Below are 26,506 nucleotides of genomic sequence, written 5' to 3'. Positions count from 1 at the left end.
TTCTCCCTGAGCAGGCGTCTGAACGTGAGCTTGCCCCCCTGGCTGCTGCAGCGCTTCGAGGCCGCCGGCGGGGCGGTGCCCTTCCGCACCTACGTGGAATGGGTGTTGCACGATCCGTTGCACGGCGCCTATGGGGCTGGCCGGCTGCGCATCGGCCCGGCGGGGGATTTCGCCACCGCCCCCTCCCTGGGGCCAGATTTCGCCGCCCTGCTGGCACCCCAGCTGGCCGAGTGGCTCATTGCCCTGGCGGCCGCTCCCGGCCCCCTGGCCCTGGTTGAGGCCGGGCCAGGCGAGGGCAGCTTGGCCCTGCAGCTGGCCGAGGAACTGGTGGTGGGTTGGCCCCAGCTGGCCCAGCGCCTGGGGCTTGTATTGGTGGAGCCCAACGAGGGCATGGCGGCCCGTCAGCGAGCCCTGCTGCAGGACTGCCCCTTGCCCTGTCGCTGGGCCAGCTTCGCGGACCTGGCGGCCTCACCGCTGCGCGGTGTGGTGCTCGCCCATGAGGTGCTCGATGCCCTGGCGGTGGAGCGGATCGAGTGGGACGGGGCGCTCTGGCGCCAGCAAATGGTGGCGCTGCACGAGGGCCCTGAGGCGGAGCCCTCGCTGCGGCTGGAGCCCGGCGCGCCCTTGGAGCCGGCAGCGGCCGCCCAACTCGAGCCCCTCGGACTCCTGCCCCCCTCGCCCCAGCGCCCGCCCGGCTGGTGCAGCGAGCTGCACCCTGGCCTGGCCCCCTGGCTTGGCGAGTGCGCTGCAGCCGTGGCCGAGGGCCAGCTGCTGGTGATCGACTACGCCTTAGAGGCCTGGCGCTACTACGCCCCCCAGCGCTCTGGCGGCACCTTGATGGCCTACCGGGGCCAGCAGGCCAGCGGCGATCCGCTGCTGGAGCCAGGCGCCTGGGATCTCACCGCCCACCTATGTATCGAGAGCGTCGATGCCGCAGCCGCCGCCAGTGGCTGGCAGCCCCTAGGCCAGTGCCGCCAGGGTCAGGCCCTGTTGGCCCTCGGCCTAGCGGAGCGCCTGCACGGCCTGCAGCAGGAAGCCCCGGCTGCCCTGGCCACCGTGTTGGCCCGACGCGAGGTCCTGCTGCGGCTGGTGGATCCCGTGGCCCTGGGGGATTTCCGCTGGCTGGCCTACGGCCGGGGTGGGACCCCGGAGCTGCCCAGCTTCAGCCGGGAGCCGGGATCGCTGACTCCAGCCACTGGTTGAGGGCTTGGGGCTGCTGGGTGGGACTGCTGGTGATTTCGATGATCCGACCGCTGGCGGCGGGGGTTTCCAGGGCCTCTAGGCACACCCGGGCCACCAGGCGGCGGGGCAGGCTGCTGCTCTCCTGCTGGTTGGGGCCGGAGTAAACCACCCCCTCCCTTTCGCTGCGGCTGTCGTCCTCGCTGAGGCCGCCAGGGCGCACCACGGTCCAGTCGAGTCCGCTTTCTTCAAGCCAGCGCTCGCCCAGGCGTTTCCACACCAGGATCAAGCCAAACAGGTTGAGGGGGTGCTGCCAGCGACCGGCGCAGAGCGAACTCACCAGCACCACCCGCTTCAGGCCCACCGCCTGGCAGGCGCGGATCTGGTCGCGCACTCCGAAGGCATCCACCTTGAGGGGGCCGGCCAGATCCACTGATGGCCTGGCGCCAGTGGCGATCACCAGGGAGTCACAGCCGCTCAGGGCGGCATGCAAGGCCTCGGTGGCACTGAGATCCAGTCGCCGCACATCGAGCCGCCCTTGCTGCTCTGCTTCGGCCAGGGCCGCTGGCAGCACGGAGCCGGGCCGCACGATCGCCCGCACCGCCAGGCCCCGCTTCAAGGCTTCATCCACCACCCGCCAACCGGTTTTTCCGGATGCTCCCGTCACTGCCACCAGGCTCATCGCTGCATCTCCACCACCACAGCTCCATGTTGCTCGTTTGGCGGATTAGCTGGCAGCAGGCTGCGCTTCAGCCAGGGCCAGCACACTGATAGTCAGCGCTGGTCATCGTCTTGGAGGCTGCGGGTGTGCGGTGCCTAATCCCTAATCAGCCCAGCTGGCTGCCTACGGTGAGCTGGATGGCAAAACGTTGTGGCAGGGCCAATCATTCGCGCTAGTGGGTTGAGCAAGACCTACCGAATCAGCGAGAAGCAGCCTGGCCTGGCCGGCACAATCCAGCATCTGCTGCGGCGGCGCCATCGCGATGTGCTGGCGGTGGATGGCATCAGCTTCACGATCGAGCCGGGGGAGATCGTTGGCTTCCTGGGCCCTAACGGCGCCGGTAAGACCACCACCTTGAAGATGCTCACCGGCCTGATCCATCCCAGCGGCGGCGAGCTGGAGGTGGCAGGCCACCAGCCCTATCGGCGTCAGGCCCGCTTCTTGCGCCAGATCACCCTTGTGATGGGCAACCGCCAGCAGCTGATCTGGGACCTGCCCGCCCTCGATTCGCTGCGGGTCAATGCCGCGGTCTACGGCATTGCGGAGGCGGAGGCACAGCGGCGCATAGGCCAACTCGCCGAGATGCTGGAGCTGGGCCAGGAGCTGCGGCGACCGATGCGCAAGCTTTCCCTGGGTCAGCGGATGAAGGCCGAGCTGCTGGCGGCTCTGCTGCACGAGCCGGCGGTGTTGTTTCTCGATGAGCCCACCCTGGGTCTGGATGTGAATGCCCAGGCGCGGGTGCGGGATTTCCTCGCCGACTACAACCGTCGGACCGGCGCCACCGTGCTGCTCACCAGCCACTACATGGGCGACATCACGGCCCTCTGCCCGCGGGTGCTGCTGATCCACAAGGGCCAGCTCTTCCACGATGGCTCCCTCGCCGATCTCACCCAGCGGTTGGCCCCCTGCCGCCAGGTGCGGCTGGAGCTTGCCGACCTCCATCCACCGGAGGCCTTTGCCGGTTTTGGCCAGCTCGAAGCCCATCAGGGCCATCTGGTGCGGCTGCTGGTGCCGCGGGCCCAGCTCGCTGAGCGGGTGGCGGCGCTGCTGGAGCGCTTTGCGGTGGTGGATCTGGAGGTGAGTGATCCGCCGGTGGAGGAGCTGATCGGCGGCTTGTTCCGCCAGCGCGATTCAAACTCCGAGGCCTCCCAGTGAGCTGGGCGTGGCGGGTGGCGCGGGCGCTGCTGGGTAGTCAGTACGCGCTGATGCTCGAATACCGGGCTGAGATTGCCCTCTGGGCGCTTTCAGGGGTGTTGCCTTTGATCATGCTCGGCGTCTGGAGCGGCTCGGGCGCGGCGGCGGCGGCTGGCCTCTCCCCCCAGCAGCTCAGCCACTACTTCCTGGCGGCCTTTGTGGTGCGGCAGTTCACGGTGGTTTGGCTGATTCAGGTGTTCGAAGACGACGCCCTGCAGGGCCGCCTATCGCCCTTCCTGCTACAGCCGCTTTCGCCACTCTGGCGATACCTGGCGGCCCATTTCAGTGAACAGGCGTCGCGAATTCCCTTTGTGGCCGTGATGCTGCTGGTGGTGGGGCTGGCGGCGCCCGGCTTGCTGTGGCTGCCGTCTGCGGGCAATTTGCTGCTGGGAATTCTGGCGATTGTGGCGGCCTTTCTGCTGCGCTTTTTGCTGCAGGTGCTTGTTACCACCCTCTGTTTTTGGAGTGAGCGGGCGGCGGCTCTCGATCGGCTGTTGATGATCCCCTATCTGTTTTTATCGGGCCTGGTGGCACCCCTAGATACCTTCCCTCCAGCGGTGCGGCGGCTGGCCCTGGCCACGCCCTTCCCCTGGATGGTCGACTTCCCCGCCCGGCTGCTGGCCGGCGAACCGGTGAATGTGGCGTTGGGTTTTGGGGCGATCGCCGCCTGGTGCCTGCTGCTGCTGCCGATCGGCCACTGGCTGTGGAGGGCCGGCCTGCGCCGCTACTCGGCGATGGGCGCGTGAGGGAGTTTGCGCGCTACTGGCGCAGCCTGCGCTGCTTCTGGGGCACCTCCCTGGCGGCCGAACTCGAGTACCCGCTCAATGCCTGGATCGAGCTGCTGTCGGTGCTGGGCAACCTGGCCGGCAGCGTCTTTGTGCTGCAGCTGCTGTTTGGTGGTGGGCCCCAGCTGGGGGGCTGGAGCTGGAGTGGCGCTTTGGTGGTGCTGGGCCTCTACACGCTGCTGGATGGGTTCACCACCTGCGTGCTGCAGCCCAACCTCAGCCGCATCGTTAACCACGTGCAGACCGGCACCCTCGACTACGTGCTGCTCAAGCCAATTGATAGCCAGTTCTGGCTGTCGGCCCGCACCGTGTCGCCCTGGGGGCTGCCAGGAATATTGGCTGGCTTTGGCCTGATCGCTTGGGCCCTGCTGAACAGGGGTCCTGGGGCTCCATCCGGCCTGCCGGCGGCTGGGCCCGTGCTGCTCTCGCTGGCGCTGCTGTTTGCAGCCCTGGTGATTCTCTACAGCCTCTGGTTTGTGTTGGCGGCCCTCAGCATCTGGTTTGTGAAGGTGTGGAATGCCACCGAGGTGTTGCGCTACACCCTGGTGGCGGGCCGATACCCGGTGAGTGCCTATCCGCCGGCGCTGCGGTTGCTGTTCACCTTTGTGCTGCCGGTGGCCTTTCTCACCACCGTGCCCGCCGAGGCGCTGCTGGGGCGGGGTTCAGCCATCTGGGCTTTGGGTTCGCTGCTGGCTGCCGGGCTGTGCCTGGTGGCCAGTCGCCTGTTGTGGCGCTACGCCCAGCGCTTCTACACCTCTGCTTCTAGTTGAGCGGAGCCGCGCGTCAGCGCGCCATCATCGAGCCATCGGCTATTCCCAGTTGCTGCCGCCGCCCATGGTGATCCCCGCTCCTGATATTGATTCCGCCAGCGGTACCAGCATCAGGCAGGAGCACTGGTTGCAGCGCTGGTATCCGGTGGCCTATCTGCAGGATCTCGACCCTCGCCGCCCCACGGCCTTCACCCTGCTGGAGATGGATCTGGTGCTGTGGTGGGACGCTGCAGGCCAGCAGTGGTGCGCCTTTGCCGACGTCTGCCCCCACCGGCTCGTGCCCTTGAGCGAAGGCCGCCTCAACGAAAGGGGTGAGCTGGAGTGCCCGTATCACGGTTGGAGTTTCAACGCCCAGGGCAGCTGCACCGCGATCCCCCAGGCCGAAGCCGCAATCGGCGCCAACCCCCGCAGCTCCTGCCGCCGCTACGCCACAGCCAGCGGCCAGGGGCTGCTGTTTGTGTTTGCCGGCGACCCGGCCGCGGCTGCGGCGGTGCCCCTGCCGCTGGTGCCCGTGCTCGAGGAACCCGGCTGGCTGGTGCAGGACACCTTCCGCGACCTGCCGATGGATGCCCTCACCCTCCTGGAGAACGTGCTCGATGTGAGCCATGTGCCCTTCACCCACCACCGCACGGTGGGTAAGCGCCAGAACGCCGCTCCGGTGCTGGCCGAGCTGACCAGTTTCGGGCCGGAGGGGTTCACCGCCACTTGGCCCGAGGGACCGCGCCGAGGGAGCCTGGGCAGCCAGTTCTCCACCTTTCAGGCGCCGGGCCTGATGTGGCACGACCTCACGGCGAAGGGATTTGCCCGCTTCCTCACGGTTGTGTACGCAACGCCGATCCGGGCTGGGGAATGCCGCTTGTTTGCCCGTTTCCCGTTTCAGTTCCGCTCTGTGTTGCCCCGGCTGCTGCTGCGGGCTCGGCCGGTCTGGTTGCAGCACATCGGTAACCACACCGTGCTCGAAGACGACCAGGTGTTTCTGCACTGGCAGGAACGGGTTCAAAGCCAGGCGAGCTTCCTGCCCACCGGCGCCGACATCTACGTGCGGGCGTTGAATAAATGGGTCAAAGATTTTGCCGGCCAGCCATGCCCAGGCTCCGCCCTGCCGCCCCGGCTGAGTCGCTCAGCCCTGCTGGATCGCTACGACAGCCACACCCGCCACTGCCGTGCCTGCTCCGGTGCCCTGCGGCAGATACGCCGCTGGCGGCCGCTAGTGCTGGTGGCCCTGGGGGTGGAGCTGCTGCTGGCGGCCTGGCTGCCCGGGCTGACGGCGCGGTTGACCCTGCTGGTGCTGCTTGGCGGCAGCGCCCTGCTGCTGCGGCAGCTAAACCGCTGGGAGCGCCAGCTATTGCGCGGCGACGGCCACCCACCCCGCAACGCTCTCTAGGCGCAGCTGGCGAGCGCGCTGCGGATCGTTGCCTCGCTGACGTCGCTGCGGATCTCAACCCTGCCGATGCCGGTGGGCAGCACGAAGCGCACCTGACCCTCCCTCACCTTCTTGTCGCCCTGCAGGCAGGCCAGCACGGCGTCGGGATCGAGGGCTGGCCAGGCCAGCGGCAGACCTGCGGCGGTGATTACGGCCCGCTGGCGCTCCTGGTCGCTAGCGCTCCACAGGCCCATGGCCAGGGAGATTTCGCCGGCCGCCAGCATGCCCAAACCAACGGCTTCGCCATGGAGGTAGGTGCCATAGCCGCAGAGGGTCTCCACCACGTGGCCCAGGGTGTGGCCGTAGTTGAGGATCGCCCGCAGGCCCCCTTCGTTTTCGTCGGCGGCCACCACTTTCGCCTTGGCGGCGGCGGAGCGCACCAGGATTCGCTGCAGCAGCTCGGCTGGCAATGTGGTCAAGCTGGCCAGCTGGGCGCCGCATGCCTCTAGGTCGGCCAGCAGCTCGGGGTCGCCAATCACGCCGTATTTGATCACCTCGGCCATGCCAGCGCGAAATTCCCGCTCCGGCAGGGTGGCAAGGCTGCTGGGGTCGATCAGCACCAGGCGCGGCTGGTGAAATGCGCCGATCAGGTTTTTGCCGCCGGGGTGATTGACGCCGGTCTTGCCGCCGATCGCCGCATCCACCATGGCCAGCAGGGTGGTGGGCACCTGCACCACGGCAATGCCCCGCAGCCAGGTGGCGGCAGCAAATCCAGCCATGTCGCCCACCACGCCACCGCCAAGGGCAACGATCAGCGAGCCCCGCTCCAGCCGGCGGGCAAAGGCTGCGTCATGGATCAGGCCCACGGTGGCTGGGGTTTTCTGATCTTCTCCCGCCTCGATCACCAGGGTGCTGGCGTCAAGCCCAGCCGCGCTGAGGCTTTGCAGGGCAGTGGCGCCGTAGTGGGCTTCCACCACGGCATTGGTCACCAGCAGCACCTTGGTGCCTGCCTTAAAGCCCAGGCCCCGAATCTGGTCGCCCAGACTCAGCAAGGCTGCCGAGCCGATAATCACCGGGTAGGGGGCAGCCTGCAGCTCCACCCTGATCGTTTGCAGATCCATAGGGCGATCATCCTTCAGCCCAGGTACTTTGCCTTGCATGAGCGAGGCAAATCTCCGCAAGCGCACCGCCACGGCCTGGGGCTTTTTGACCCCTGCCCTGGTGCTGATCGGGCTGTCGGTGCTGATTCCGGCAGCGATGGCATTGGTTATGAGCTTCAGCCAGGCCGGCCTCGATGTCAGCGAGCCGCTGCGCTTCGTTGGTCTGGCCAATATCCGGCGCCTGCTGGCCGACCCGATGTTTTTCCGGGTCACCGGCACCACCTTTTTGTATCTGCTGGGAGTGGTGCCCCCGATCGTGGTCGGCGCCCTAGCCCTGGCTGTGCTGGTCAACCGCCAGCTGCCGGCGATCCATTGGTTTCGTGCTGCCTTCTACACCCCGGTGCTGGTGTCGATCGTGGTGGCGGCGATTGCCTTTCGCTGGATCTATGCCGAAAACGGCCTGATTAACGGCTGGCTCACCGCCCTGTTGGGCAGCAGCTTTGATCCCATCGCTTTCCTCACATCGCCGCTGCTGGCCCTTCCCTCCGTGATGCTCGTGACCCTCTGGAAGGGCCTCGGCTACTACATGGTGATCTTTCTGGCCGGGCTGCAGGGCATCTCCCCCGATCTCTACGAGGCAGCGGCCCTCGATGGCAGTGAGGGCTTGCGAAAGCACCTGGATATAACCCTGCCGCTGCTGCGGCCCTACATCACCCTGGTGGCGGTCATTTCCGCAATTGCAGCTACCAAGGTGTTCGAAGAGGTCTATTTAATGACTCAAGGTGGCCCTGCCGATTCGACCCGCACCCTCGTCTACTACGTCTACGACCAGGCTTTTGCCGAGCTGGAGATCAGCTACGCCTGCACGATTGGCTTGGCATTGTTTTTGATCGTCCTGATGCTGAGTTTGGTGCGCTATCTCTTCGCCGGTGATCGCGGCCTCACTTGAAGAGCCTGTTACTAGACCAGTCCCGGAAGCCTGCCTAGGGTTCAGCCGCCTGAAATGACGGCTATGGCTTCCTCCGGTGGCAGACCCCGCTCCAGCCTCAGCGAACGCCAGTTGGTGGGCCTGTTCAGCCTTGGGCTGGGCGTGGTGCTGTTTCTGCTGATCCTGATGCGCGGCCAGCAGGCCGCCCGCGAGGGCAACCAGGAGATCAGCAACGACACCTACTGGGTGCTGGTTTCGCCACTGGTGTTTTCCGCTTTTGGCGTGGTGTTGTTGCGCTCCCCCAAGGCTGGGGTCGGCGCCCGGGGCAGGGCGAGCGTGCAGCCAGTGGTGATGCGTCCCCAGGTGAGCCGGGCGCTAGAGCAGTCGCAGCGCACCACCCAATCAGCCCAGGCCGCCCTAGCCAGTGTTGACGAGGGAGCCAGCCAGCAGCTGGCCCAGGCCCGCGCCGAGGCGGCGGCGGCACTAGCAGCGTTGGAGTCGCTCCACGGCGAACAGGACCGAACCGCAGCCCAGGCGGCCGCAAAAATTAGGGCGTTGCAGGCTGAGCTCTCTGCAGCCCAGCAGGCTCGCGTTCAATTAGAGGCCAACCTGCGCCGCGATCTGGTTACCCAAACAGCCGACATCGGCGGTGCTTTGGCGTCCGTCCAGTTGGTGGAGGGCCAGCTGGATGCTTTCGCCGGTGGCTTCAATGATCAACTGGCAGCGGCTCGGCGTCAGCTCGATGGGTTGATTGCCAGTCAGGAGCAGCAGCTGGCCCAGTTACGCAGCGAGGCAAGCCAGGCCCAGGCGGCTCTAGATCGACTCCGCGGCAACCAGGAGGCCGAGCTGGCCCGATTGCGCAGCGAAGCATCCCGGGCGATCAGCTCAGCTCAGGCTGCCCAGGCCGATACCCAGGCTGTCGCTGCAGATGTGTCCAGTCAGATGGCAACGATGGACCAGCAAATTCAGCAGGCCCAGCAGAGCTGCAGCCGGGCTACGGCCAGCCTCGATGCTGCTGTGGCCAGCACTGGGCAGGGGCGGGCCGAGGCCCTGGCCACTGCCCAGCAAGCCCAACGCCAGGTGGAGAAGCTGGCCGGCACCCTGGCGGCTCAGATGGATACGGCCCGCCAGCAGCTGGCGGCGGCGGTACAGGCCAGCAAGCAGGCCCAGGAAGTGGTGGACCGTTTGGAGCATGGCGCCCCCTCCTTTGGGGCAGCCACCCCAACAGCAGCTACCGGTTCCGACGCCTTCCTAAGTTGCTACCGAGAGGCTTGCGAAGAGCTGGGAGTACTACCCGGAAGCGGCTGGCAGGACGTGCGCGCTACCTGGCGCCGTAACGTGATGGATTGGCATCCAGATCAGGGTGGTGACTCCAGGCTTTGGGTCCGCCGCAATGCTGCCTATCAGCTGCTTGTGGCCTGGTACGAGTTCAACGGGGCGTCCTGATTCATACCCTGCACGCGGCGAGTTCCAAGATCCGTGGCTGGTGCCAACCCTGTGACTGAGCCAGTTGCTATCGGTGTAGTTGGTGGCGGCCAATTGGCCTTGATGCTTGCCGCCGCTGCCCGCAAGCTCAATGTGCCCCTGCATGTTTTGACACCAGGGGCACAGGATCCCGCCACTGCCCTTGCCAGCAGTGTGGTGCTTGCTGAACTCGACGATGTGGCGGCCACCCGGGAGCTGGCGCGCCGCAGTGGCGCCATCACCTTTGAAAACGAATGGGTAGATCTGCCGGCCCTGGCGCCGCTCAGTTTTGATGGAGTCGTCTTTCTGCCAAGCCTGGAGGCCCTCGCTCCCCTAGTCAGTAAGCGGGGCCAGCGGCAGTTGCTGCAGGGTCTGGGCCTGCCTTGCCCGCGCTGGTGCGATCTGCCCACCAGTGGCCTGTTGCCTGAAGGCTTCAACTACCCATTGATGGCCAAGGCCTCCACCGGCGGCTACGACGGCAAGGGGACAGCCGTGTTGCGCTGCGCTGAAGATCTCACGGCCCTGCTGGCAAGGGTGCCCCTAGGCGACTGGATTCTTGAGGAGTTTGTCAATTTTGAGCAGGAGCTCTCCCAGCTCGCCTGCCGCGACCGGGCTGGCAACGTGCGGTGTTACCCCTTGGTGCAGACCCACCAGCACCAGCAGGTATGCGACTGGGTGATTGCGCCGGCCTCAGTTCCCCATGCGGTGCAGGCCTATGCCCGCAATATCGCCGCTTCCCTGCTCACGGCGATCAATTACGTGGGCGTGATCTCCATTGAGCTTTTTTATGGACCGTGCGGTCTGCAGGTCAATGAAATCGCCCCCCGCACCCACAATTCCGGCCATTTCACGATCGAGGCAGCCCATACAAGCCAGTTCGAGCAGCAGGTGCGGATCGTCGCTGGCCTGGCTATGGGGTCTGTCGACCTGCAGGTGCCGGGGGCACTGATGGTGAATCTGTTGGGCTTTGAAAGTTCGGAAGCCGACTACCAGGCTCAGCGGGACGATCTAGCTGCCATACCGGAGGCCACGGTGCACTGGTATGGCAAGCAGGGCTCCAGCCCCGGACGCAAGCTTGGTCACGTCACCCTGCTGCTGCCTGGGGTCACAGCTGAGGAACGGGCTGGCCAGGCGGAACAGCTTTTAGAGCGGGTGCGATCCATCTGGCCCCTGCCCCCGCAAAACCAGTAATCGGTCTACACTTCCATAGGACTGCCTTGTTGGTGACTGCCTTTTACAGTTTTCTGATCTGACTCCCTTTTCGACATGGGGGTCTGCAGCGGAAGCAACGTAAACCGGCCTCGTAGCCGGAAACGGCGCCCCGTCCTTGACCCTCTTCTGGTTCTACCAGGTCGAACACTGGGGCAAAACGGCACGGCGGTCCACCCCCTTCAAATCAACGCCTCTCGATCAGTTCTGCAGGCGCATAGCGAACCTTCGCCAGCGAGGCGTACTTATCGCTGCTGTCGCGATAGCCAGCCGCACACACCACACAGCTGCGGTAGGGCGAGTCTGCCAAGTTGAGAATGCGGTCATAGGCGAGGGGATCGAAACCTTCGATGGCACAGGTGTCCACTTCCAGCAGGGCAGCAGCTGTCATGAAGGTGCCGAGGGCGATGTACACCTGATTGCTGGCCCAGCGCTCGATCTGCTGGCTGCGGGGCCCATTGATCAGGTCGACGTCGATCATCTGGCGGTAGGTGGCCAGGGCGGCGGAATCGAGGCCGCGAACGGCTGCCATCGTCTCGATTAGGCGATCGGCTTCGGCGGCGCCGATCTGGCGTTGCACCAGGAACACCACCAGATGGGAGCAGTCGGTGATCTGGCTCTGGTTCCACGACTCTGGGCGCAGCTGCTGGCGCAGGGCGGGGTCGTTTATCTCCAGAAATTTCCAGGGCTGCAGGCCATAGCTCGATGGGCTCTGCACTAGGGCATCCTCCAGGGCCGCCCAGGTGGTGTCGTCAATGCGGCGACTGGGGTCAAACACCTTGGTGGCGTAGCGCCAGGCCATGGCCCCATTGAGCTGCTGGGGGGAGATCGGCATGGTGGGGTGGCGACAACGGTGGGGATCAGGGGCCATTCTGGACCTAGTTACTGCCATGGTCGGATTCGGCCGCCAGCCTCGATGGAGTCCTTTCAGCAGGCCTTTGAAGCCCTTCTGGCCCTCGCCCCAGGGCCGGTTTTCCCTCGCGCTCGGGAGCTCTACTTGCGCAAATACTGCCTCGAGGGACGCGACGCCCAGGATCGCTTCCGCACCTTCCTGTTTGAAGAAGAGATTCAGGAATCCGAAGGGGGCACCGTGCGGGTAAGCGCCTTGAGCTTCGCGGTGGTGCATTGGCAGGCCGCCCAGAGCACCCCTGAGGAATATGCCGCCTACCTTCAGCAGCGCTGGCAGCTGCAGCCGGCTGGGCTCATTCTTGAAATTGAGCCCTGGTTTAGGGAGGGAGGCGCCTTTGCCCGCTTTCAGGCAGCGGCGTCCTACGAGCGTTCACCCTCCGGTGAGTTGCTGTTGGGTGGTGTCTGACCTAGCAAGCGATCTAGGCACTGCTGCAGTTGCTCGCGGCTCCAGCCGGTGACTACAAACACCTCCTGCACGCTGCTGCCGCGGCGGGCCACGAGCTTGTGCCCCCCGGTGATGGGAGCTGAAACCCGCAGCCGCATCTGGCTGCTGCGGCCACGCACGCGGCTGATAACCGCTGGGGTGACGGTGTCGATGCCTGGGCAGAGCGCAAGTTGCTTGAGCAGCGGAATCAGCCCCTCCACGTAGGTGCTGTGGGTGATGACCACCCGACCCATCAGGCCCGCTCCAAAGGAGCCATGGTCAGGCCGGCTGCTCCCAGCTGCTGGTGGTAGAGCTCAGCCTGTTCCTGGGGGCCGCACCACACCACCGCCGAACCCTCCCCGTCGATGCGGTGGGCCAGCTCCCAGGCCTTATCAGGGAGCATGGCGGGAATGATGCGCACCAGTGTTTCCACCACGTGCTGAAAGGTGTTGAAGTCGTCGTCAAGCACCACCACCTTGAAATCGGGGTATGGCTGGCGCAGCCGCTGTCGCTCCTGAACGGGGCTGGCGGAGGAAAGGACCACAACCACGGACTGCAACGACGAACACCTTTAGGGCTCCAGCCTAGGTAAAGTGCGGTCAACGACTGCAAGCTGCACCATGTTGATCTCTGCGGGTTGGGCCTCCTTGGCTGCTCTGTTCAGCTTTTCCATCGCCATGGTGGTCTGGGGTCGTCACGGCGACAACAGCATCAAGTTCTGATCTGGCCTTGACGATCCTCTGTGCCTGAGCTGAACCTCTCCGCCTCCCAGGTGCTTTCCGCTATCGCGGTGTTGCTGCTGGTGTTTGTCAGCGGAGGAGTGATCTATCTCTCCATCATCGAGTGGAGTGATCGTCGCCGTCGCAACGCCCTTGAAACCAAGCGCCGCAAGTGAGCGCCGCTGGCTCTTCGCCACCTTCCTTCACTCCTGCTGGCTTAGCCGATTGGGCCTGGCAGAGCGCAGCAGAGCTGCTGGTGCCACCCCCAGCTGAGCCCTTTAGCCTTTCGCAAGCCCTCGACTTAGAGCCTCACGACCTAGAGGCCCTCGACCTAGAAGACTTAGTTGCGGCCATTGACTCGGCCCAGCCAAAGCCGCCGCTCGGTTGTGATACCGATAAGCACGACCCGGGCAGCTGGGATCCGGCCTTGCTTGCCTCCCTCGGTCTGAGCCTGCTGAGCCGCAGCGCTGATGCCGAGCAGGATGAATTGCTGCGCCGCGCTGCAGACGGCCTGCGCCAAAAACTAGCGGGCAACATCGTCACCTACGTGGTGAACCGCAACCTCAACGTTTCAAACCACTGCATCAAGCACTGCAGCTTCTGCGCCTTCCGCCGCGATGCTGGCGACCCCGGCGCCTACTGGCTTAGCGAAGCAGACCTGCAGCAAAAAGCCGCCGAGGCACTTGAGGCTGGAGCCACCGAGCTCTGTATCCAGGGCGGACTCAACCCAGCTGCCACGGTGGCAGGCAGTCAGCTGGCCTATGCCGAACGGTTGCTTGGTCTGTTGCAGCAGGCAGCACCGGGGTTGCACCTGCATGCCTTTTCGCCCCAGGAGCTGCTTTATTTCGCCCAGCACGACGGGCTGCCCCTCGATCAGGTGCTGGCGCGGCTGCAAGCGGCTGGCCTGGGATCGGTGCCGGGTACGGCGGCAGAGGTGCTCAGTGAGCCGGTGCGGCAGGTGCTCTGTCCGGAGAAACTCACGGCCCGGGAGTGGGTGGCGGTGATGCTTCAGGTGCACGAGCACGGCTTGCCAGCCACCAGCACCCTGATGGCAGGCCACATCGAATCTCCGGCAGACGTGGTGGCTCACCTGCTGACCCTGGTGGCGGTGCAGCGCTACGCCTGGCAGCATCAGCGCCAGGGTTTCACTGAGTTTGTGCTGCTGCCGTTTGTGGGCGCCTCGGCGCCAGCTGCCCTGCGCTCCCGGGTGCAACGGGACCAGCCCGACCTTGCAGCGATGTTGCTGCTCACGGCCCAAGCCCGGCTGTTGCTGGGGCCCTGGTTTCGTTTCCATCAGCCCAGCTGGGTGAAGCTCACCCTCGCAGGCGCCACCGAGGCCCTGCGCTGGGGCTGCAATGACCTGGGCGGCACCTTGATGGAGGAGCACATCACCACGATGGCGGGTGCCAGCGGCGGCACCCGCCAGTCCCCCCAGGCGCTTGAGGCGGCTGCCCAGCGGCTTGGCCGTCCGGTACGGCGCCGCACCACCCTCTACGGAGCTGTGGCGTGACCCGCTTGCGCTGGACCCTCACCCTGACGGTTCTGTTGCTACTGCTTCCGGCTGGCTTGCTGCTGCGATCCCCCCGGCCCCGGGCCGAGGGGCTGGAGCGGCTGCTGGGCCAGGCCGCCCTGCTGCAGAGCTTTCCGGCCGCCCCGGAGCGACCGGTGCCAGCCCTGTGGAGCCAGCGCCTTGGCGCTGCTCAGGCGCGTCGGATTTGGCGTCAGCAGCGCCGCTTCTGGTGGCAGTTCTGGGGGCGCGATGGCGATGGTGGCGCCTTTTTGGCCTATCAGTTTCAAGCAGCAAGCCCCCTGCCTCCCCATGGAATTCGGGTTGATGACCTCGTGGTCGTGGCAGCCGATCCCCTTGCCAAGCGGCTACTGCAAGACCAGCTCAACTTGGCCCAACGTCAGCGCCGCGGTCTGGAGCAGCGCTGCCTGCAGCGCTTGCAGCAGGAGCAAGCGGTTTTCTGGGCCCCCCTTGGCCTTGGCGTGATGGCCGGCCCTGCAGCCCCTCTGTTGCAACGCTTCCAGGAGGGATGTTTGAGTCTCGATCTCGAAGGCGCCAACCTAGGGCTCGCTGGAGAAGCAGCTGCTGCCAGCGGCCTGCTGGCCGCCCCAGGTCGTGCGGCGCCAGCAGTTGTGCCTCCTCCCCTGCCCTCAGAGTTGCTGCTGGAGTGGCGCGGTCCTGGCCTTGAGGGCTTATTGCAGGGGCTGCTGAGCCGCGAGCTGATCCGGGAACCGCTGGCGGCTCGCTACGGCATCGGTGATGCCCAAATCACCATGTTGCGTCGTGTGCCCTTTGTCTTGCGACTGCGCCAGCTGGCCCAGGGCCCCTTCCAGACGGGTCTGGAGCTGCAGTTGGCGGTCTTCGGGGATCGGCGTCCCTGGAACCAGATGCTCGCCGGGCTGGTGGAACCGCTCGAGACCCAGGGGCTCGAGGCGACGCAATCTGGCTCAAAGGCCTTAGCCGCGACGCTCTGGCGCCAGCAGGATGGGCGAGTCGTGGGAGGTTGGCGCTGGGTGCTGGCTGGTTCGAGCAGCCCCCAGCTGCTGCTCTTCCTTGGACCCGAACCACCCGCCGCTACTCCAGTAGCAGCAACGCCTGTGCTGAGCCAGCCCGGCCTTGGCGCTTCGATGCAGTTGCGGCTGCGGCCTGCAGCGCTTGCAGAGCGGGGCTTGCTGCCGCCTGAATTGCCCAAGCCCGTCCAGTTGGCTAGCCAGCTCAGCCTGACGGCAGTGCCAGCTGCTCCTGGTTCAGCCCTCAGCCAGCTGACGGGGCGGCTTCAGCTGCAATCTCGGTAGGGTCCTCTGTGGCTTCCTGTTGCTGCCGCTCCCGTTTACGGCGTTCAGCCGCAACGGTTTCCGCCATTAGCTCAACGGCCTGGGCCATTTTCTCGAGGTTGGTGGCGTAGAGGCTCAGGTCCTTGTCGAGTCGCTCGCGCAGCAAGCCCATGGCGCCGCCCAGATCGTGGGCATAGCTGCGTAGGGCGGAGGCATCCAAGGCATCTGCGCCTTGGGCCTGCTCAAGCAGGCTCAGCAGGCCTACGGCCATCAAACGCGAATAGTGGAAATCGCGGCGGCGGATGCCAGCAAGAGCTGTCGCAAGAGGTTCGGGTGCGCCCGAGCCCTCCTGTTCGATCCACTGCTTCACCTGCTCGACGCTGTGGCTGCCCATGGCAGCCATGGCGCTGTCTCGCTGCTGGCGCAACTGGTCGGCATCGAAGCCGGAAGCGCTGCAAAGGGCCTGGAGCAGGGGTAGGCGCTGGCCCTCAGGGCGATAGCCCCTGGCAAAACTGTCGAACACCTGGATCAGACCGCAGGCAAACAGGGCATCACTGCGAAAGCCGGTTTGACGGCTGAGCAGGTGCAGTTCCACAAGCAGCTCATCCACCATGCGGCGATAGAGCGGTGCGATCACGTGGGGGAAGGCGCGGTGAAACTCCCGCTTGCTGTCGGCAACGGTGAGGGCTGCACTCACGCTGGATTAGGCCAAGGTTGATCGACCTTAGCGGCCCAGGCTCAGTAGGATCGGAACTACTTGCGAATTCAGCTCCATGATCCCGATCGTGATTGAAGAGTCGGGCCGGGGTGAACGCGCATTTGACATCTATTCCCGGCTTCTGCGGGAGCGCATCATCTTTTTGGGTGAACCGGTCACTGCTGAGTCGGCCAACAGGGTTGTGGCCCAGTTGCTCTTTCTAGAGGCGGAAGATCCCGAGAAGGATATTTTCATGTACATCAATTCACCTGGCGGATCTGTATACGACGGTCTGGGAATTTTTGACACCATGCAGCACATCAAGCCAGATGTGCAGACCGTCTGCGTTGGTCTGGCCGCTTCGATGGGTGCCTTCCTGCTTTGTGCTGGCACCAAGGGTAAGCGCAGCAGCCTCACCCATTCGCGGATCATGATCCACCAGCCCTTGGGCGGCGCCCGCGGCCAGGCCAGCGATATCCGCATTCAGGCCAATGAAATCCTCTACTTGAAGCAGAAGCTCAATCAGGAGCTCAGCGATCGCACGGGCCAAGCCCTGCCCCGCATCGAGGAAGACACCGATCGCGACTTTTTCATGTCACCCGCGGAGGCTGTTGAGTACGGCTTGATCGACAAGGTGATCGAAAAGAGACCCGTGCGTCCCGTTTGAGGGACTGAATAGCATTTTCAGTCTAGATCTGATTAAAAGTTTTTTTGAGAGAGTTTTTAAAAAGGGTTTTTTAGGGTGTTTATTTAAAATGAGTAGCGCAAACTCAGCTGCACCCCATGGGCTTGCAGGGCTGCCTGGGTTCCGCCGATAGGGATCTTGGTGCCTGCTGGCAGCGTCGGTCGCGACAAGCCAGCCTGACCACTGCTCGTGCGCACATCCCCAAGGTCGCTAAAGCGATAGGCCAGGTCGAGATCTAGCCGCTTATTAAGGGGAATGCTGATGCCTGCGGTGAGTAGGTAGGCCAGATCGCTGGAGCTGCCATCGGGCGTGACAGTGGCAGCATTTGCAGCGATGCCAGGGAAGCGATAGGTAACGGAGCTAAGGCTGTTGCGGGCGACACCCAGGCCGGCGCCAAGGAAAGGGCGAATCCGCCCCACTTTGGGCAGATCCACATTGGCAACCCCAAATCCGGCCACCGAGGAGGCTGAGCCAGTCACAGGCTGGTTGGCTCCGGCAAGCCCTAGGAAGTTGCTTTGGCCGCTGAACTCGAGCTCCGGCCGCCAGCTGAGCAGGGCTTCGGCCCGCAACCAGCTGTTGAAGCGATATCCCGCCGCTGCATCGATCACTGCTGCCGGCTCGAAGCTGCCTGAAGCTCCAAGGGCTTGACCGTTATTGCCAGTGCCGCACCCAAACAGGGCTGGGGGCTGCAGACTGGCTCATTTGTTGTCACTGAAACCATTGGCCTTTGGCCAATCGCTGCCTGCCCCCAGGCGCAGATAGGGGCCGGGAGCCAGCGGTGGGTTGGCGAGCTTTACATCAATATCAGGCATGCCAGGCACTCGGATCGGGCAGAGCTTGCCAGGCGTCAATTTCCAAGGCGTAGGCCGCATGACGCTGGATCGCGTCATCCATGAACAGGGCTGCCCGGATGGGAATGTCTGGACCCGTGAAGGAATGCATGGCTATGCCGGCAGTGATAGTCCTTAGAGCTGCCAATTGCAGGTCGTATCGCGCCTCTTCAAGCGAGTAATCGCAAACTCCAAGCTTGAGTAGTTCTTGGTGCCACGCCAGCAGCAGGTCTTCATGACGTCCAAGCCGCTGAGCCTGGGGCGTGCTGCCGCCAATTAAAAAGGCGATATCAATAGCGGCTGAACTACGGCTGGCCCAGGACCAATCAATTATCACCGACTCCGGATCTTCCAGCGTATGGCCGAATAGCAAATTATCGGCGCGCAGATCACCATGGACGAGGGTCCAAGGCCTGTCATTGAGAGCCTGATCAATGTCAGAGCTTTGCTCCAGTACCGCGCGATATAACCGGCAAACATCCGTGCCGAAGCGGACGCCGTAGGTGGCAAAGAAATCATCAACGATTTCGGCTTTGGGGTCTGCAAACCAGAAGCCATGGTTTGGCAACCAGCTGTGCTGGTTCAAGGAAGGATCAAGCCAGAATTCGGCGTGGATAGCAGCCATGCGCTGGATCGTGGCCAACGTTTCCTGGTAGCTCAGCCCGATGACTTGATCGCCTGAACGTAGGTGGGTCAGATCCTCGATCAGCAACCAAAAAGGTTCAGAGGAATTGGTTGCAAAGACTGACGGTTTGTGATTTTCTATTCTTGGAGTGCAGTGAGTGTAAACACCCACCTCACGACCAAAGGCGTTATTCAGCCGGCTGAACTCATTGAAGTCCTTATTGGATGTTTCACTTTTGAGAATTACGCTTGCTGGTCCTTTTTCCGGTGGATCACAGCTCAGCTCTAGGCGCCAAGTTGTCGATTGAAATCCCCTGCCCTCCCCCAGCAGCTTCGCTTCCAGGCTTTTGACGTTGGTGCCGAGAGCCTCGCCGATCCACTGCGGTTCGGGCTGCTTTACCAGCATTTCTGTGGGATCGATGGCCGCCATACCAAGAAGTCCAATTGGGTGCGTGGCTATGAACCTTAGTTGGGTTAGGGCCGCTTCCCTTTAGTGCTGGCCTGCGAATCATGGCTGGCATATTGGTCATCTTCAGTAGCTTCGAACACGGGTTGGTTGACGGATGGGACCAGCGCGGCCAAGTTGGGGCGCACTTCAGAACTGCCCTATGTACGCCACCCTGCGCGAATACGAGGGAATTAAGGATCCAGCTCAGGCCACCCAGCCTTTGCTTGATGGGCTGCTAGCTGAAATGCAAGCACTGCCAGGTTTTATTGCCTACTACTTCGTGGACGTGGGTGACGCCGGTGACCGGATGATCTCACTAAGCGTGTTTGAGAGCAGTGAGGCAGCTGAGGAGTCGAATCGCGTGGCGGCCGGCTGGGTGGTTCGCTGGCTAGCTGAGCACCCACAAACGGCACCCACGGCGAGTCGCGTGGATGCCGGTCCTGTTATGGCTAGCGCCACTGCTTGATCAGCCGGCCAGCAGGGGCGAGAAGCGCTCCTTTTCTGGAATTGCCGTGAATTCGGCCACGATGGCGCGGAATTCTTCACCATCGAGGCTCTCTTTCTCGATCAGTAGCTCAACTACTCGATCCATGCAGGCGCGGTGCTCTGCCACCAACTTGACGGTGTCTGCGTAGCAGCTGTGCACCATCTGGCGCACGGCGTCATCGATCTTGCTGGCAAGGCGATCGGAGCCATCACTGCGTGTCATTAGGTCGCGGCCCAAGAAAACCTCTTGGTTGCCAGCCTCAAAGGAGACCTGGCCAAGATCGCTCATGCCAAACCGGGTGACCATTTGGCGGGCAATTGAGGCGACCTGCTGGATGTCACCACCGGCACCGGTTGTGACCTCTGCGTGGCCGAAGACCACATCCTCGGCAGCCCGGCCGCCGAGGGCACCCATGATGCGAGCACGGAGCTGGGCCCGGCTCACCAACATCTGCTCCTCGTCTGGAGAGAACCAGGTAAGGCCTTGGGCCTGGCCCCGTGGGATCAGGGTGACCTTCTGAACAGGGTCATGGGCCTGAACCAGGGTTCCCACCAGGGCATGGCCCACTTCGTGATAGGCGATCAGTCGCTTGCTGCGGCCATCGGTGAGGGGCTTGCCCTCCATGCCGGCAATGATCCGGTCAACGGCATCATCAATTTCGGCAAGTGAGGTTGCCTCCTTGCGGCGTCGGGCTGTGAGGATTGCTGCTTCGTTGAGCAGGTTGGCAAGATCGGCGCCTGAGAAGCCCGGGGTACGGCGTGCAATCACTTCGAGGCTCACATCGTCGGCCAGCTTTTTATCGCGGCTGTGCACCTTGAGCACAGACAGCCTTCCTTTGATGTCTGGCACATCTACTTGAACCTGTCGATCGAAGCGACCTGGGCGCAGCAGGGCTGAATCGAGCACGTCGGCTCGGTTTGTTGCAGCAATGATGATGATGCCGCTATTGCCTTCAAAGCCGTCCATCTCGGTGAGCAGCTGGTTGAGGGTTTGCTCCCTCTCGTCGTTACCGCCGCCGACACCGGCACCACGCTGACGTCCAACCGCATCGATCTCGTCGATGAAGATCAAACAAGGGCTGTTTTCTTTAGCCCGCTTGAACAGGTCGCGAACCCGGCTGGCACCCACCCCAACAAACATTTCAACGAATTCAGAACCTGAAAGCGAGAAAAAGGGGACTCCAGCTTCGCCAGCAATTGCCTTGGCAAGCAGGGTTTTGCCGGTACCGGGAGGTCCTACCAGCAGCACGCCTTTGGGGATCTTGGCGCCAACTGAAGTGAAGCGCTCGGGGGTTTTTAGGAAGGTGACAACTTCCTGGAGGTCCTGCTTGGCTTCTTCAACACCAGCCACGTCGTCAAATTTGACGCCAGTTTCAGCTTCCATAGCGAAGCGGGCTTTTGTTTTGCCGAATTGCATCGCCTGACCGGGGCCCCCGGGCATGCCGTTGCCGCGGCGAGAAAGGAAGATCAGCGAACCGATCAGCAGCAATGGGAAGAGCAGATTGCCGAGCAATCCAAGAGCTGGTGGAGCGGTTTTGGGTGGATGAATATCGAAGCTGATGCCCTGCTCTTTGAGCTTGTTGACCAGCTCTGGAGCAACGCCGGGCAGGTCTACGCGCAGACGCTGCACCCGATTGTCGAGGTCAGGATCCACAGCCTCGATAACTGCACTGCGACCGCCGTCGAAGATGTCGACAGCTGTTACGCGGCCCGCATCGACGTAATCGAGGAAGCGGCCATAGCTCATTCTGGCTACTGCCGCATTGCGGGGAGCAACCGTGGCGCCTTCTGGTTTGAAACGGGCCGTGCCGCCGTTACCAAGCAGCTGCCATCCGAGGAATGCGACCACTGCAAGGGGCAGTAGCCAGAGGGCAATCAGACGCCAGCGCTGGTTCATAGCTGAGACACTTTGTTGACAAGTGTAACGGCGCCAGGGCCCCTCCCCGAGCCCAGCATCAGCTGGCCGTTGCCCAAGGCAGCTCGCCATCCGGCAGACCGGGGAGGTAGCCGCGCGAACTGGGCAGCGCTTCGAGTTGGGTCGGTTGGGCTGATTGAGCTGGTTGGCACGCTGCCTCGTTGAGTAGATCGCCTGCGTTAACGGTCTCCACCAATTCGGGCCCGCCAAGGCCGTGGGTCCAGATCTTCACCACGCTGCTTGGTGGGCACTGGAAGCTGAGAAGCTCGAAGGGAAACACCACTCGTTCGAGGAAGAACTCCTCGGGACCGATGCAGCGCAGGATCACCATCCGATCGCTGGTATTGCGGTAACTGCACGCCATGTGGGCCACGTCTGAATCCCGATTTCTCCACCCATAAAGCCACTGGCTTGAGTGCGGGTTTAGTGACGGAGGCCACTGTTTTTGGTTTTTAATGGTTTTTTCTGGTTTCGCCCTGTCGCGCTGCCGGCTCTCCAGAGCGTTTCAAAGGCTGCGCAAGGCAACGATTGGGTCGAGGCGCGCAGCCCGGCGGGCGGGCACTACGCCGAAGAAAAGGCCAATCGAACCGGACAGCCCCACCGTGACCAGCACCGTGGCCGCACCAATCGATGCCGGTAGGGGTGTCAGAGCGCCGACCACAGCCACCGTGCCAAGGCCCACCGCGCTGCCGATGACACCGCCGAGGCTGGCGAGCACCAGCGACTCCACCAGAAACTGCAGCAACACATCGCCACTGCGGGCCCCGAGGGCTTTGCGCAGGCCAATCTCCTCGGTGCGCTCACTTACCGACACCAACATGATGTTCATGATGCCGATGCCGCCTACCAGCAGCGAGACGGCACCAATGGCAGCCAGCATCAAGGTGAGGCCACCAGTGATTGTGCTCACAATCGTGAGGGCATCCTTCTGGGAGCGCACAGCAAAATCGTCTTCCCGCAGGATCCGGTGCCGCTGGCGCAGCAGGTTGGTGATTTGAAAGCTCGCGGCCCCCGTGCTCTGCTCGTCGCGGGCTTCGACGCTGATGAAATTAAGGCTGACCCCGTAGGTGGGGTCGCGTCCTGAAAGCTTGCTCACCATGGTGCTGAGGGGCACGTAGGCGTTCTCGTCTTGGTTTTGACCAAACACGGCTCCCTTGGGTTCAAGAACGCCGATCACTTCGAACAGCTGGTTGCGAATACGTAGCTGGCGCCCCACAGGCGCCTTGCCTGGAAACATCTTTGCGCCCAGGTCGGGCCCCACCACGGTGACATTGCGAGCGCCGTTGAGATCGCTGGCTGTGAAGAAGCGCCCCTGGGCAATCTCAAATTGACGTACCGGAAGAAACTCCGGTGTAACCCCGAAAATTGAAGTAGAGCTGCTCAGTCCGCCCGCCTGAACCACCTCGCTCAAGGTGATCTGGGGGGCTACCCGCTTGACGCTGGGTACCTGCTCGCCGATGGCAAGCGCATCTTCGAGCACGAGGTTTTTTGGGAAGTCAATGCCTTGGCGCCGGGTGTCGTTGTTGCCAGGCACTACAAACAGCACGTTGGCGCCGAGATTGCTTAGCTGCCCTTCGGCCAGGTTCTGGGCGCCTCGCCCCACCCCCACCAAGGTGATCACGGAGGCATTGCCGATGACGATGCCGAGCATGGTCAGCAAACTGCGCAACCGATTGGAGCGCAGGGTGCTCAGGGCCATGCCCACGGTTTCCCGCATGGGGAGCTTGGTTGGCATGGCTGCGGTGGCGGCGGCTGGCCTTAAACGATGGCGGGTCTGTCGTCGGCGTCGTGGCTGCGGGCGCCGCGATGCACCTCGCCGCGCTGGAGATCCAGGGTCACAATTTCCCCCTGACGCAGGTTGGCGATCGCGTTACAGACCCCCACAATTGTTGGTACGCCAGTGCGTTCGGCGATCAAGGCGGCATGGCTTTCGAGCCCACCGGCTTCTGTAATTACCCCTTTGGCTTTGCGAATCGCCTCGACGTAATCGGCGCTGGTTTCATGCACCACCAGGATTTCGCCAGATTGGATTGCCGCCGCTGCCTCTGGACTGTCAACCAGACGCACTCGACCGCTCACGGATCCAGTGCCGACGCCGGTTCCCTTAGAGAGCACGGCGGAGACGATGCCCACCTTGATGAAGTCGGTGGAGCCGCTGATACCCGAGAGGGTGCCGGCTGTTTGAACGACTAGGTCGCCATCGCGTAGAAAACCCAGCTCGCGTGCCATGCCCATGGCCAGGCTGAAGGTGCTGGTGGAGGAGGCCTGCTCTTCCACTACCAAGGGGTTGACGCCCCAGCAAAGCTGCAGCTGCCGGGCCACATTCACCTCGCTGGTTATCGCCAGAATTGGGGTACTGGGGCGGAACTTGCTGACATTGCGAGCAGTTGAGCCCCCCTTGGTGAGCGGCAAAATTGCGGCCGCATTGAGCTGTCGAGCAATGCTGCTCACCGCCTGGCAGATGGCATTGGGGATGGTGGTTGCCATGTGGCTATCGAGCACCCGCTGGGGGTAATCCCGCTCGATGCGCCGGGCGATTATGGCCATGGTGGCCACCGCTTCTACGGGGAAATCGCCCACAGCGCTCTCATTAGAGAGCATCACGGCATCAGTGCCGTCGAGGATGGCGTTGGCTACGTCGCTCACCTCGGCCCGGGTGGGCCTGGGGCAGCTCACCATTGAGTCGAGCATCTGGGTGGCCGTGATCACCGGGATGCCGAGACTGTTGGCCTTGCGAATCAGCTCCTTCTGCAACAGGGGAACTTCTTCTGCGGGCATCTCAACGCCCAGGTCGCCACGAGCCACCATCACCCCGTCGCAGAGGGGCAGGATGTCATCGATCTGATCAATGGCCTCAAACTTTTCGATCTTGGCCACCACAGGTGTGTTGTGGCCGTGGCTGCGGATCAGCTCGCGGATCTCGCGCATGTCCGAGGGGTTGCGCACAAAGCTCAGGGCTACCCAATCAACCCCCTGCTTCAGCCCAAAGGCCAGATCTATGCGGTCTTTCTCGGTGAGGGCACGGATAGAGAGCTGCACATCAGGGAAATTGACCCCCTTGTTGTTAGAGAGCACTCCACCAACGGTGACGCTGCAAAACAGGGTCTGCTCGGGCTTGTCGACGCTGTCGACCACCATCTCCACCCGGCCGTCATCAAGCAGGATGCGACTGCCTGGAACCACCTCATCGGCTAAGCCTGCGTAGGTGACGGTGGCAATCTTCTGATTGCAGGCCACATCCCTAGATGTGAGGGTGAACTGATCGCCCTTGGCCAGGGTGATCGGCCCATCGGCAAAGCGTCCCAAACGAATTTTGGGACCCTGCAGGTCTTGAAGGATGCCGAGCTCAATGCCCAGCTCCGTTGACACCTGCCGAATCGTGGCGATGCGAGCCGCATGCTCGCTGTGGTCGCCGTGAGAAAAATTGAGACGGAAAGTAGTGGCGCCGGCGGCCACCAACTCGCGCAGACGTTCGGCGGATTCCGTGGCAGGCCCGATCGTGGCCACGATCTTGGTGCGACGCATGAGATCGGGCTGGGGCATATAAACGCCAACAGACGACTGGAAACTACCATCCAGGCCTGCAATGGGCAGCCATAGGTGGATTTTCAGTTGTACCAAGAGCGTTGCCGCGCCACGGCCCGCTACCCAGATGTCGGCGCCAACCCCATCTATCCCACCTTGGGGCTGTGCGGTGAGGCTGGAGAGGTGGCCGACAAGGTCAAAAAGGTGCTGCGCGACCGGCAGGGCAGCTTCTCGCCTGAGGTGATTGCAGACCTGCAGCTCGAGCTTGGTGATGTGCTCTGGTACGTGGCCCAGCTCGCTTCTGAACTTGGCCTGGAGCTAGAGGAAATTGCCCAGACCAACCTCGACAAACTGGCCAGCCGCGCCGCCCGTAACGTGATTGGAGGCAGTGGTGACAGGCGGTGAGCAAGCAAGGTAATGAGCTTGGGCCACGGCATGGGCTCGCCAAGTGGCTGGGGCGGCTGCTCGGCCTCCTAGTCATTGGTGGGCTGTTGCTGCCAGCTCCTGCCTGGGCAGCAGATCTGCAGGTATCTGAGCTGAGCATCGAGCCCTGCCCCGCCGAGGACATCGGCGCCCAGCCGGAATTGCGGCGTCCGGCTGGCGCCAGCTGCTATGCCCTGCGCGGCAGCGTGGTGAATCCCACCCGCAAGCCCGTTGTTGACACCGACGTCTTTGCCCTGATCGTTGATTCAAGTGGCGAGCCGGTGCTGCAAAACCGCACCCGGGTGGGTTCGATCGGTGATGTGCCCCCTGGCACCTCTGCCTTTGCCCTGCGCCTATCGGTGCCGGCTGGCACCCCTGGACCGCTGAGCTTCCGCAATGTCAAGGCAAGGGGTTTCAGTGCTCCAGTGCGCAGCCGCGCTGGCGTCGATGACGAGCTGCTGCCTCTTGAACAGGCGTTAGCTGATCAGTAACCAGCTCCCAGCACCGAAACGCTGGCTCCTTCGAGCAGGCTCTGCACCAGTTGCAGGGCAATGAAGGCCACGATCGCCGAAAGGTCTAAGCCGCCTAGGGGCGGAATCAGGCCGCGGAAGGCGTTCAGGTAGGGATCAGTGATCGAGCTCACCGTCGAAAGCACGGGGTTGCCCCAGTCGAGATTGGGAAACCAGCTCAGCAATACCCGAACCAGCAACACCAGGGTGTAGATGCTGAGGGTCTGGGCCAGAACCTGCAGCAGGAAACTCAGGGCGTCCATGGAATTTTGTTAGTGGGCCAACTCTAGGCAGCTTGCTTCCAGAGGTCAGCCTCAGCCTTGATGGCAAAGGTGCGGTGGAACTTCTCGCTGAGGGTGAGCCAGTAGGAGCGGCCCTCGCTTTGGCGCTTGCGCTCGATGAAATTTTGGGCCAGTAGCTCCTTGATGTGGTCGTAGGCGCCGGAGCCGCGCAACTCGACTAGATCCGATTGCAAGATCCGCTTTTTGAGGGCAATCGTGGCCAGGGTGCGCAGGGCGGCAGTGGATAGGTCCACAGGCAGGAGGTTTTGAACCAAGTCGCCCAGCCCATCGCGCAGCTGCAGGCTGTATCGGTTGCCCTCTTGGCGCACTTCAAGGGCCGTATCCCGGTGGGCGTAGTCGGTGATCAAGGTGATCAAGCCAAGCTCCGCTTCCTCTCGGCTAACCGCAGCGATCTCAGCAAGCTCTGCCAGGCTGAGGGGCCGACCTTTCAAGTAGAGGATCGCCTCCATCCGGGCGGGCAGGGATAGGCCCTGAATCAGCCCCTTGCTTTGCATGGCTGCAGGTTACCGCAGCTTT

Annotated in this window: 31 protein-coding genes and 1 other RNA gene; 18 read left to right on the top strand and 14 right to left on the bottom strand. The window is 63.4% G+C overall.

Annotation, left to right across the window (positions count from 1 at the left end; translation table 11 throughout):
- Positions 1-24 precede the first annotated feature (24 nt).
- On the top strand, positions 25-1,203 hold the full coding sequence (locus KBY73_RS06760) for an SAM-dependent methyltransferase (RefSeq protein WP_254936332.1): 1,179 nt from the start codon (positions 25-27) through the stop codon (positions 1,201-1,203).
- On the opposite strand, the gene KBY73_RS06755 is transcribed toward KBY73_RS06760, so the two are convergent.
- The gene (locus tag KBY73_RS06755) at positions 1,163-1,861 is read right to left on the bottom strand and encodes an SDR family oxidoreductase (RefSeq protein ID WP_254936331.1); all 699 of its coding nucleotides are present in this window, start codon (positions 1,859-1,861) and stop codon (positions 1,163-1,165) included. The genes KBY73_RS06760 and KBY73_RS06755 overlap by 41 nt on opposite strands.
- A 201-nt stretch (positions 1,862-2,062) precedes the next feature.
- On the opposite strand from KBY73_RS06755, the gene KBY73_RS06750 reads away from it, so the two are divergent.
- The 4 genes from KBY73_RS06750 (at position 2,063) to KBY73_RS06735 (ending at position 6,033) form a co-directional block, all read left to right on the top strand.
- Positions 2,063-3,055, top strand: a complete 993-nt coding sequence (locus KBY73_RS06750; protein ID WP_254936646.1) for an ATP-binding cassette domain-containing protein — start codon at positions 2,063-2,065, stop codon at positions 3,053-3,055.
- Between the two features lie 50 nt (positions 3,056-3,105).
- Complete coding sequence (locus KBY73_RS06745; RefSeq protein WP_254936645.1) at positions 3,106-3,840, top strand: ABC-2 family transporter protein; 735 nt, start codon at positions 3,106-3,108, stop codon at positions 3,838-3,840.
- Positions 3,837-4,649: an ABC transporter permease gene (locus tag KBY73_RS06740; RefSeq protein ID WP_254936644.1), complete on the top strand. Its 813-nt coding sequence runs from the start codon at positions 3,837-3,839 to the stop codon at positions 4,647-4,649. Before KBY73_RS06745 ends, KBY73_RS06740 begins: the two co-directional genes overlap by 4 nt.
- Positions 4,650-4,713: 64 nt before the next feature.
- Entirely contained in the window at positions 4,714-6,033 is a 1,320-nt protein-coding gene (locus KBY73_RS06735; protein WP_254936330.1) for a Rieske 2Fe-2S domain-containing protein, read from the top strand.
- Here KBY73_RS06735 and aroB read toward each other — a convergent pair.
- Positions 6,030-7,133, bottom strand: coding sequence for a 3-dehydroquinate synthase (aroB, locus tag KBY73_RS06730; RefSeq protein WP_254936329.1), 1,104 nt, complete (start codon positions 7,131-7,133; stop codon positions 6,030-6,032). The two genes, KBY73_RS06735 and aroB, sit on opposite strands and share 4 nt — an antisense overlap.
- A 37-nt stretch (positions 7,134-7,170) precedes the next feature.
- On the opposite strand from aroB, the gene KBY73_RS06725 reads away from it, so the two are divergent.
- The 4 genes from KBY73_RS06725 (at position 7,171) to ssrS (ending at position 10,892) form a co-directional block, all read left to right on the top strand.
- Entirely contained in the window at positions 7,171-8,061 is an 891-nt protein-coding gene (locus KBY73_RS06725; protein ID WP_254936328.1) for a carbohydrate ABC transporter permease, read from the top strand.
- A 54-nt stretch (positions 8,062-8,115) separates the two neighbouring features.
- A complete protein-coding gene (locus KBY73_RS06720) occupies positions 8,116-9,486 on the top strand; it encodes a hypothetical protein (protein ID WP_254936327.1) in 1,371 nt (456 codons plus the stop codon).
- Positions 9,487-9,537: 51 nt separating this feature from the next.
- Positions 9,538-10,695, top strand: coding sequence for a 5-(carboxyamino)imidazole ribonucleotide synthase (locus KBY73_RS06715; RefSeq protein WP_254936326.1), 1,158 nt, complete (start codon positions 9,538-9,540; stop codon positions 10,693-10,695).
- Positions 10,696-10,710: 15 nt separating this feature from the next.
- Positions 10,711-10,892, top strand: a non-coding RNA gene (ssrS, locus tag KBY73_RS06710) — 6S RNA.
- A gap of 8 nt (positions 10,893-10,900) precedes the next feature.
- On the opposite strand, the gene KBY73_RS06705 is transcribed toward ssrS, so the two are convergent.
- Positions 10,901-11,548, bottom strand: a complete 648-nt coding sequence (locus tag KBY73_RS06705; RefSeq protein ID WP_254936325.1) for an NAD(P)H-dependent oxidoreductase — start codon at positions 11,546-11,548, stop codon at positions 10,901-10,903.
- Between the two features lie 81 nt (positions 11,549-11,629).
- On the opposite strand from KBY73_RS06705, the gene KBY73_RS06700 reads away from it, so the two are divergent.
- Complete coding sequence (locus KBY73_RS06700) at positions 11,630-12,028, top strand: hypothetical protein (RefSeq protein ID WP_254936324.1); 399 nt, start codon at positions 11,630-11,632, stop codon at positions 12,026-12,028.
- Here the strand turns inward: KBY73_RS06700 and KBY73_RS06695 are convergent.
- Both KBY73_RS06695 and clpS read right to left on the bottom strand, forming a co-directional pair.
- Positions 11,983-12,300, bottom strand: coding sequence for a DUF2103 domain-containing protein (locus KBY73_RS06695; protein ID WP_106501619.1), 318 nt, complete (start codon positions 12,298-12,300; stop codon positions 11,983-11,985). The genes KBY73_RS06700 and KBY73_RS06695 overlap by 46 nt on opposite strands.
- Entirely contained in the window at positions 12,300-12,596 is a 297-nt protein-coding gene (clpS, locus tag KBY73_RS06690) for an ATP-dependent Clp protease adapter ClpS (protein ID WP_254936323.1), read from the bottom strand. The genes KBY73_RS06695 and clpS overlap by 1 nt, the downstream gene beginning before the upstream one ends.
- A gap of 70 nt (positions 12,597-12,666) precedes the next feature.
- Between clpS and petN the strand changes: the two genes are divergently transcribed.
- Genes petN through KBY73_RS06670 form a run of 4 tightly spaced genes read left to right on the top strand, consistent with a single transcriptional unit; the run spans position 12,667 to position 15,567 of the window.
- Positions 12,667-12,768, top strand: a complete 102-nt coding sequence (gene petN / locus KBY73_RS06685) for a cytochrome b6-f complex subunit PetN (RefSeq protein ID WP_106501620.1) — start codon at positions 12,667-12,669, stop codon at positions 12,766-12,768.
- A gap of 20 nt (positions 12,769-12,788) precedes the next feature.
- Complete coding sequence (locus KBY73_RS06680; RefSeq protein ID WP_254936322.1) at positions 12,789-12,941, top strand: hypothetical protein; 153 nt, start codon at positions 12,789-12,791, stop codon at positions 12,939-12,941.
- Positions 12,938-14,275: a CofH family radical SAM protein gene (locus KBY73_RS06675; protein ID WP_254936321.1), complete on the top strand. Its 1,338-nt coding sequence runs from the start codon at positions 12,938-12,940 to the stop codon at positions 14,273-14,275. The genes KBY73_RS06680 and KBY73_RS06675 overlap by 4 nt, the downstream gene beginning before the upstream one ends.
- The gene (locus KBY73_RS06670; RefSeq protein ID WP_254936320.1) at positions 14,272-15,567 is read left to right on the top strand and encodes a hypothetical protein; all 1,296 of its coding nucleotides are present in this window, start codon (positions 14,272-14,274) and stop codon (positions 15,565-15,567) included. Before KBY73_RS06675 ends, KBY73_RS06670 begins: the two co-directional genes overlap by 4 nt.
- Here the strand turns inward: KBY73_RS06670 and psb29 are convergent.
- On the bottom strand, positions 15,527-16,243 hold the full coding sequence (gene psb29, locus KBY73_RS06665; protein ID WP_254936319.1) for a photosystem II biogenesis protein Psp29: 717 nt from the start codon (positions 16,241-16,243) through the stop codon (positions 15,527-15,529). The two genes, KBY73_RS06670 and psb29, sit on opposite strands and share 41 nt — an antisense overlap.
- 76 nt (positions 16,244-16,319) lie before the next feature.
- Here psb29 and clpP point away from each other — a divergent pair, with 76 nt between their 5' ends.
- On the top strand, positions 16,320-16,910 hold the full coding sequence (gene clpP, locus KBY73_RS06660) for an ATP-dependent Clp endopeptidase proteolytic subunit ClpP (protein WP_106501623.1): 591 nt from the start codon (positions 16,320-16,322) through the stop codon (positions 16,908-16,910).
- An 83-nt stretch (positions 16,911-16,993) separates the two neighbouring features.
- Here clpP and KBY73_RS06655 read toward each other — a convergent pair whose 3' ends face one another.
- Positions 16,994-17,536, bottom strand: a complete 543-nt coding sequence (locus tag KBY73_RS06655) for an outer membrane protein (RefSeq protein ID WP_254936318.1) — start codon at positions 17,534-17,536, stop codon at positions 16,994-16,996.
- A 196-nt stretch (positions 17,537-17,732) separates the two neighbouring features.
- A complete protein-coding gene (locus KBY73_RS06650; protein WP_254936317.1) occupies positions 17,733-18,812 on the bottom strand; it encodes an ecdysteroid 22-kinase family protein in 1,080 nt (359 codons plus the stop codon).
- A 178-nt stretch (positions 18,813-18,990) separates the two neighbouring features.
- Between KBY73_RS06650 and KBY73_RS06645 the strand changes: the two genes are divergently transcribed.
- Positions 18,991-19,296, top strand: a complete 306-nt coding sequence (locus KBY73_RS06645) for a hypothetical protein (RefSeq protein ID WP_254936316.1) — start codon at positions 18,991-18,993, stop codon at positions 19,294-19,296.
- On the opposite strand, the gene ftsH is transcribed toward KBY73_RS06645, so the two are convergent.
- The 4 genes from ftsH to pyk form a co-directional block, all read right to left on the bottom strand.
- Positions 19,297-21,213 (bottom strand): ATP-dependent zinc metalloprotease FtsH, encoded by a 1,917-nt coding sequence (gene ftsH, locus KBY73_RS06640; protein ID WP_254936315.1) that lies wholly within the window; start codon positions 21,211-21,213, stop codon positions 19,297-19,299. It lies immediately after the preceding gene.
- A 58-nt stretch (positions 21,214-21,271) separates the two neighbouring features.
- Positions 21,272-21,595 carry a DUF1830 domain-containing protein gene (locus KBY73_RS06635; protein ID WP_254936643.1) on the bottom strand — a complete coding sequence of 108 codons (324 nt, stop codon included), beginning with the start codon at positions 21,593-21,595 and terminating at the stop codon, positions 21,272-21,274.
- 141 nt (positions 21,596-21,736) lie between these two features.
- A complete protein-coding gene (locus KBY73_RS06630) occupies positions 21,737-22,966 on the bottom strand; it encodes an ABC transporter permease (RefSeq protein WP_254936314.1) in 1,230 nt (409 codons plus the stop codon).
- Positions 22,967-22,989: 23 nt separating this feature from the next.
- Entirely contained in the window at positions 22,990-24,774 is a 1,785-nt protein-coding gene (gene pyk / locus KBY73_RS06625) for a pyruvate kinase (protein WP_254936313.1), read from the bottom strand.
- A gap of 57 nt (positions 24,775-24,831) precedes the next feature.
- Between pyk and KBY73_RS06620 the strand changes: the two genes are divergently transcribed.
- Both KBY73_RS06620 and KBY73_RS06615 read left to right on the top strand, forming a co-directional pair.
- The gene (locus KBY73_RS06620; protein WP_254936312.1) at positions 24,832-25,161 is read left to right on the top strand and encodes a nucleoside triphosphate pyrophosphohydrolase family protein; all 330 of its coding nucleotides are present in this window, start codon (positions 24,832-24,834) and stop codon (positions 25,159-25,161) included.
- Positions 25,162-25,208: 47 nt separating this feature from the next.
- On the top strand, positions 25,209-25,670 hold the full coding sequence (locus KBY73_RS06615; RefSeq protein ID WP_396096834.1) for a hypothetical protein: 462 nt from the start codon (positions 25,209-25,211) through the stop codon (positions 25,668-25,670).
- On the opposite strand, the gene KBY73_RS06610 is transcribed toward KBY73_RS06615, so the two are convergent.
- Both KBY73_RS06610 and scpB read right to left on the bottom strand, forming a co-directional pair.
- The gene (locus tag KBY73_RS06610; RefSeq protein WP_254936311.1) at positions 25,664-25,951 is read right to left on the bottom strand and encodes a YggT family protein; all 288 of its coding nucleotides are present in this window, start codon (positions 25,949-25,951) and stop codon (positions 25,664-25,666) included. The two genes, KBY73_RS06615 and KBY73_RS06610, sit on opposite strands and share 7 nt — an antisense overlap.
- A 23-nt stretch (positions 25,952-25,974) precedes the next feature.
- Positions 25,975-26,484: an SMC-Scp complex subunit ScpB gene (scpB, locus tag KBY73_RS06605; protein WP_254936310.1), complete on the bottom strand. Its 510-nt coding sequence runs from the start codon at positions 26,482-26,484 to the stop codon at positions 25,975-25,977.
- Positions 26,485-26,506 lie beyond the last annotated feature (22 nt).

Source organism: Cyanobium sp. Tous-M-B4, from assembly GCF_024345395.1.
Taxonomy (GTDB): Bacteria; Cyanobacteriota; Cyanobacteriia; order PCC-6307; family Cyanobiaceae; genus Cyanobium_A.
The sequence above is the reverse complement of the archived record's forward strand: the minus strand, read 5'-3'. Positions and strand labels throughout refer to the sequence as shown.

Bases quoted from the DNA above. Each gene is read 5' to 3' on its own strand.
- scpB (WP_254936310.1), bottom strand. From the start codon at position 26,484: ATGCAAAGCAAGGGGCTGATTCAGGGCCTATCCCTGCCCGCCCGGATG.
- KBY73_RS06700 (WP_254936324.1), top strand. From the start codon at position 11,630: ATGGAGTCCTTTCAGCAGGCCTTTGAAGCCCTTCTGGCCCTCGCCCCA.
- ftsH (WP_254936315.1), bottom strand. From the start codon at position 21,213: ATGAACCAGCGCTGGCGTCTGATTGCCCTCTGGCTACTGCCCCTTGCA.
- KBY73_RS06695 (WP_106501619.1), bottom strand. From the start codon at position 12,300: ATGGGTCGGGTGGTCATCACCCACAGCACCTACGTGGAGGGGCTGATT.
- KBY73_RS06630 (WP_254936314.1), bottom strand. From the start codon at position 22,966: ATGCCAACCAAGCTCCCCATGCGGGAAACCGTGGGCATGGCCCTGAGC.
- aroB (WP_254936329.1), bottom strand. From the start codon at position 7,133: ATGGATCTGCAAACGATCAGGGTGGAGCTGCAGGCTGCCCCCTACCCG.
- KBY73_RS06635 (WP_254936643.1), bottom strand. From the start codon at position 21,595: ATGGCGTGCAGTTACCGCAATACCAGCGATCGGATGGTGATCCTGCGC.
- petN (WP_106501620.1), top strand. From the start codon at position 12,667: ATGTTGATCTCTGCGGGTTGGGCCTCCTTGGCTGCTCTGTTCAGCTTT.
- KBY73_RS06610 (WP_254936311.1), bottom strand. From the start codon at position 25,951: ATGGACGCCCTGAGTTTCCTGCTGCAGGTTCTGGCCCAGACCCTCAGC.
- KBY73_RS06725 (WP_254936328.1), top strand. From the start codon at position 7,171: ATGAGCGAGGCAAATCTCCGCAAGCGCACCGCCACGGCCTGGGGCTTT.
- KBY73_RS06720 (WP_254936327.1), top strand. From the start codon at position 8,116: ATGACGGCTATGGCTTCCTCCGGTGGCAGACCCCGCTCCAGCCTCAGC.
- KBY73_RS06755 (WP_254936331.1), bottom strand. From the start codon at position 1,861: ATGAGCCTGGTGGCAGTGACGGGAGCATCCGGAAAAACCGGTTGGCGG.
- KBY73_RS06650 (WP_254936317.1), bottom strand. From the start codon at position 18,812: ATGGCGGCCATCGATCCCACAGAAATGCTGGTAAAGCAGCCCGAACCG.
- KBY73_RS06705 (WP_254936325.1), bottom strand. From the start codon at position 11,548: ATGCCGATCTCCCCCCAGCAGCTCAATGGGGCCATGGCCTGGCGCTAC.
- KBY73_RS06735 (WP_254936330.1), top strand. From the start codon at position 4,714: ATGGTGATCCCCGCTCCTGATATTGATTCCGCCAGCGGTACCAGCATC.
- clpP (WP_106501623.1), top strand. From the start codon at position 16,320: ATGATCCCGATCGTGATTGAAGAGTCGGGCCGGGGTGAACGCGCATTT.
- pyk (WP_254936313.1), bottom strand. From the start codon at position 24,774: ATGCCCCAGCCCGATCTCATGCGTCGCACCAAGATCGTGGCCACGATC.
- KBY73_RS06745 (WP_254936645.1), top strand. From the start codon at position 3,106: ATGCTCGAATACCGGGCTGAGATTGCCCTCTGGGCGCTTTCAGGGGTG.
- KBY73_RS06645 (WP_254936316.1), top strand. From the start codon at position 18,991: ATGTACGCCACCCTGCGCGAATACGAGGGAATTAAGGATCCAGCTCAG.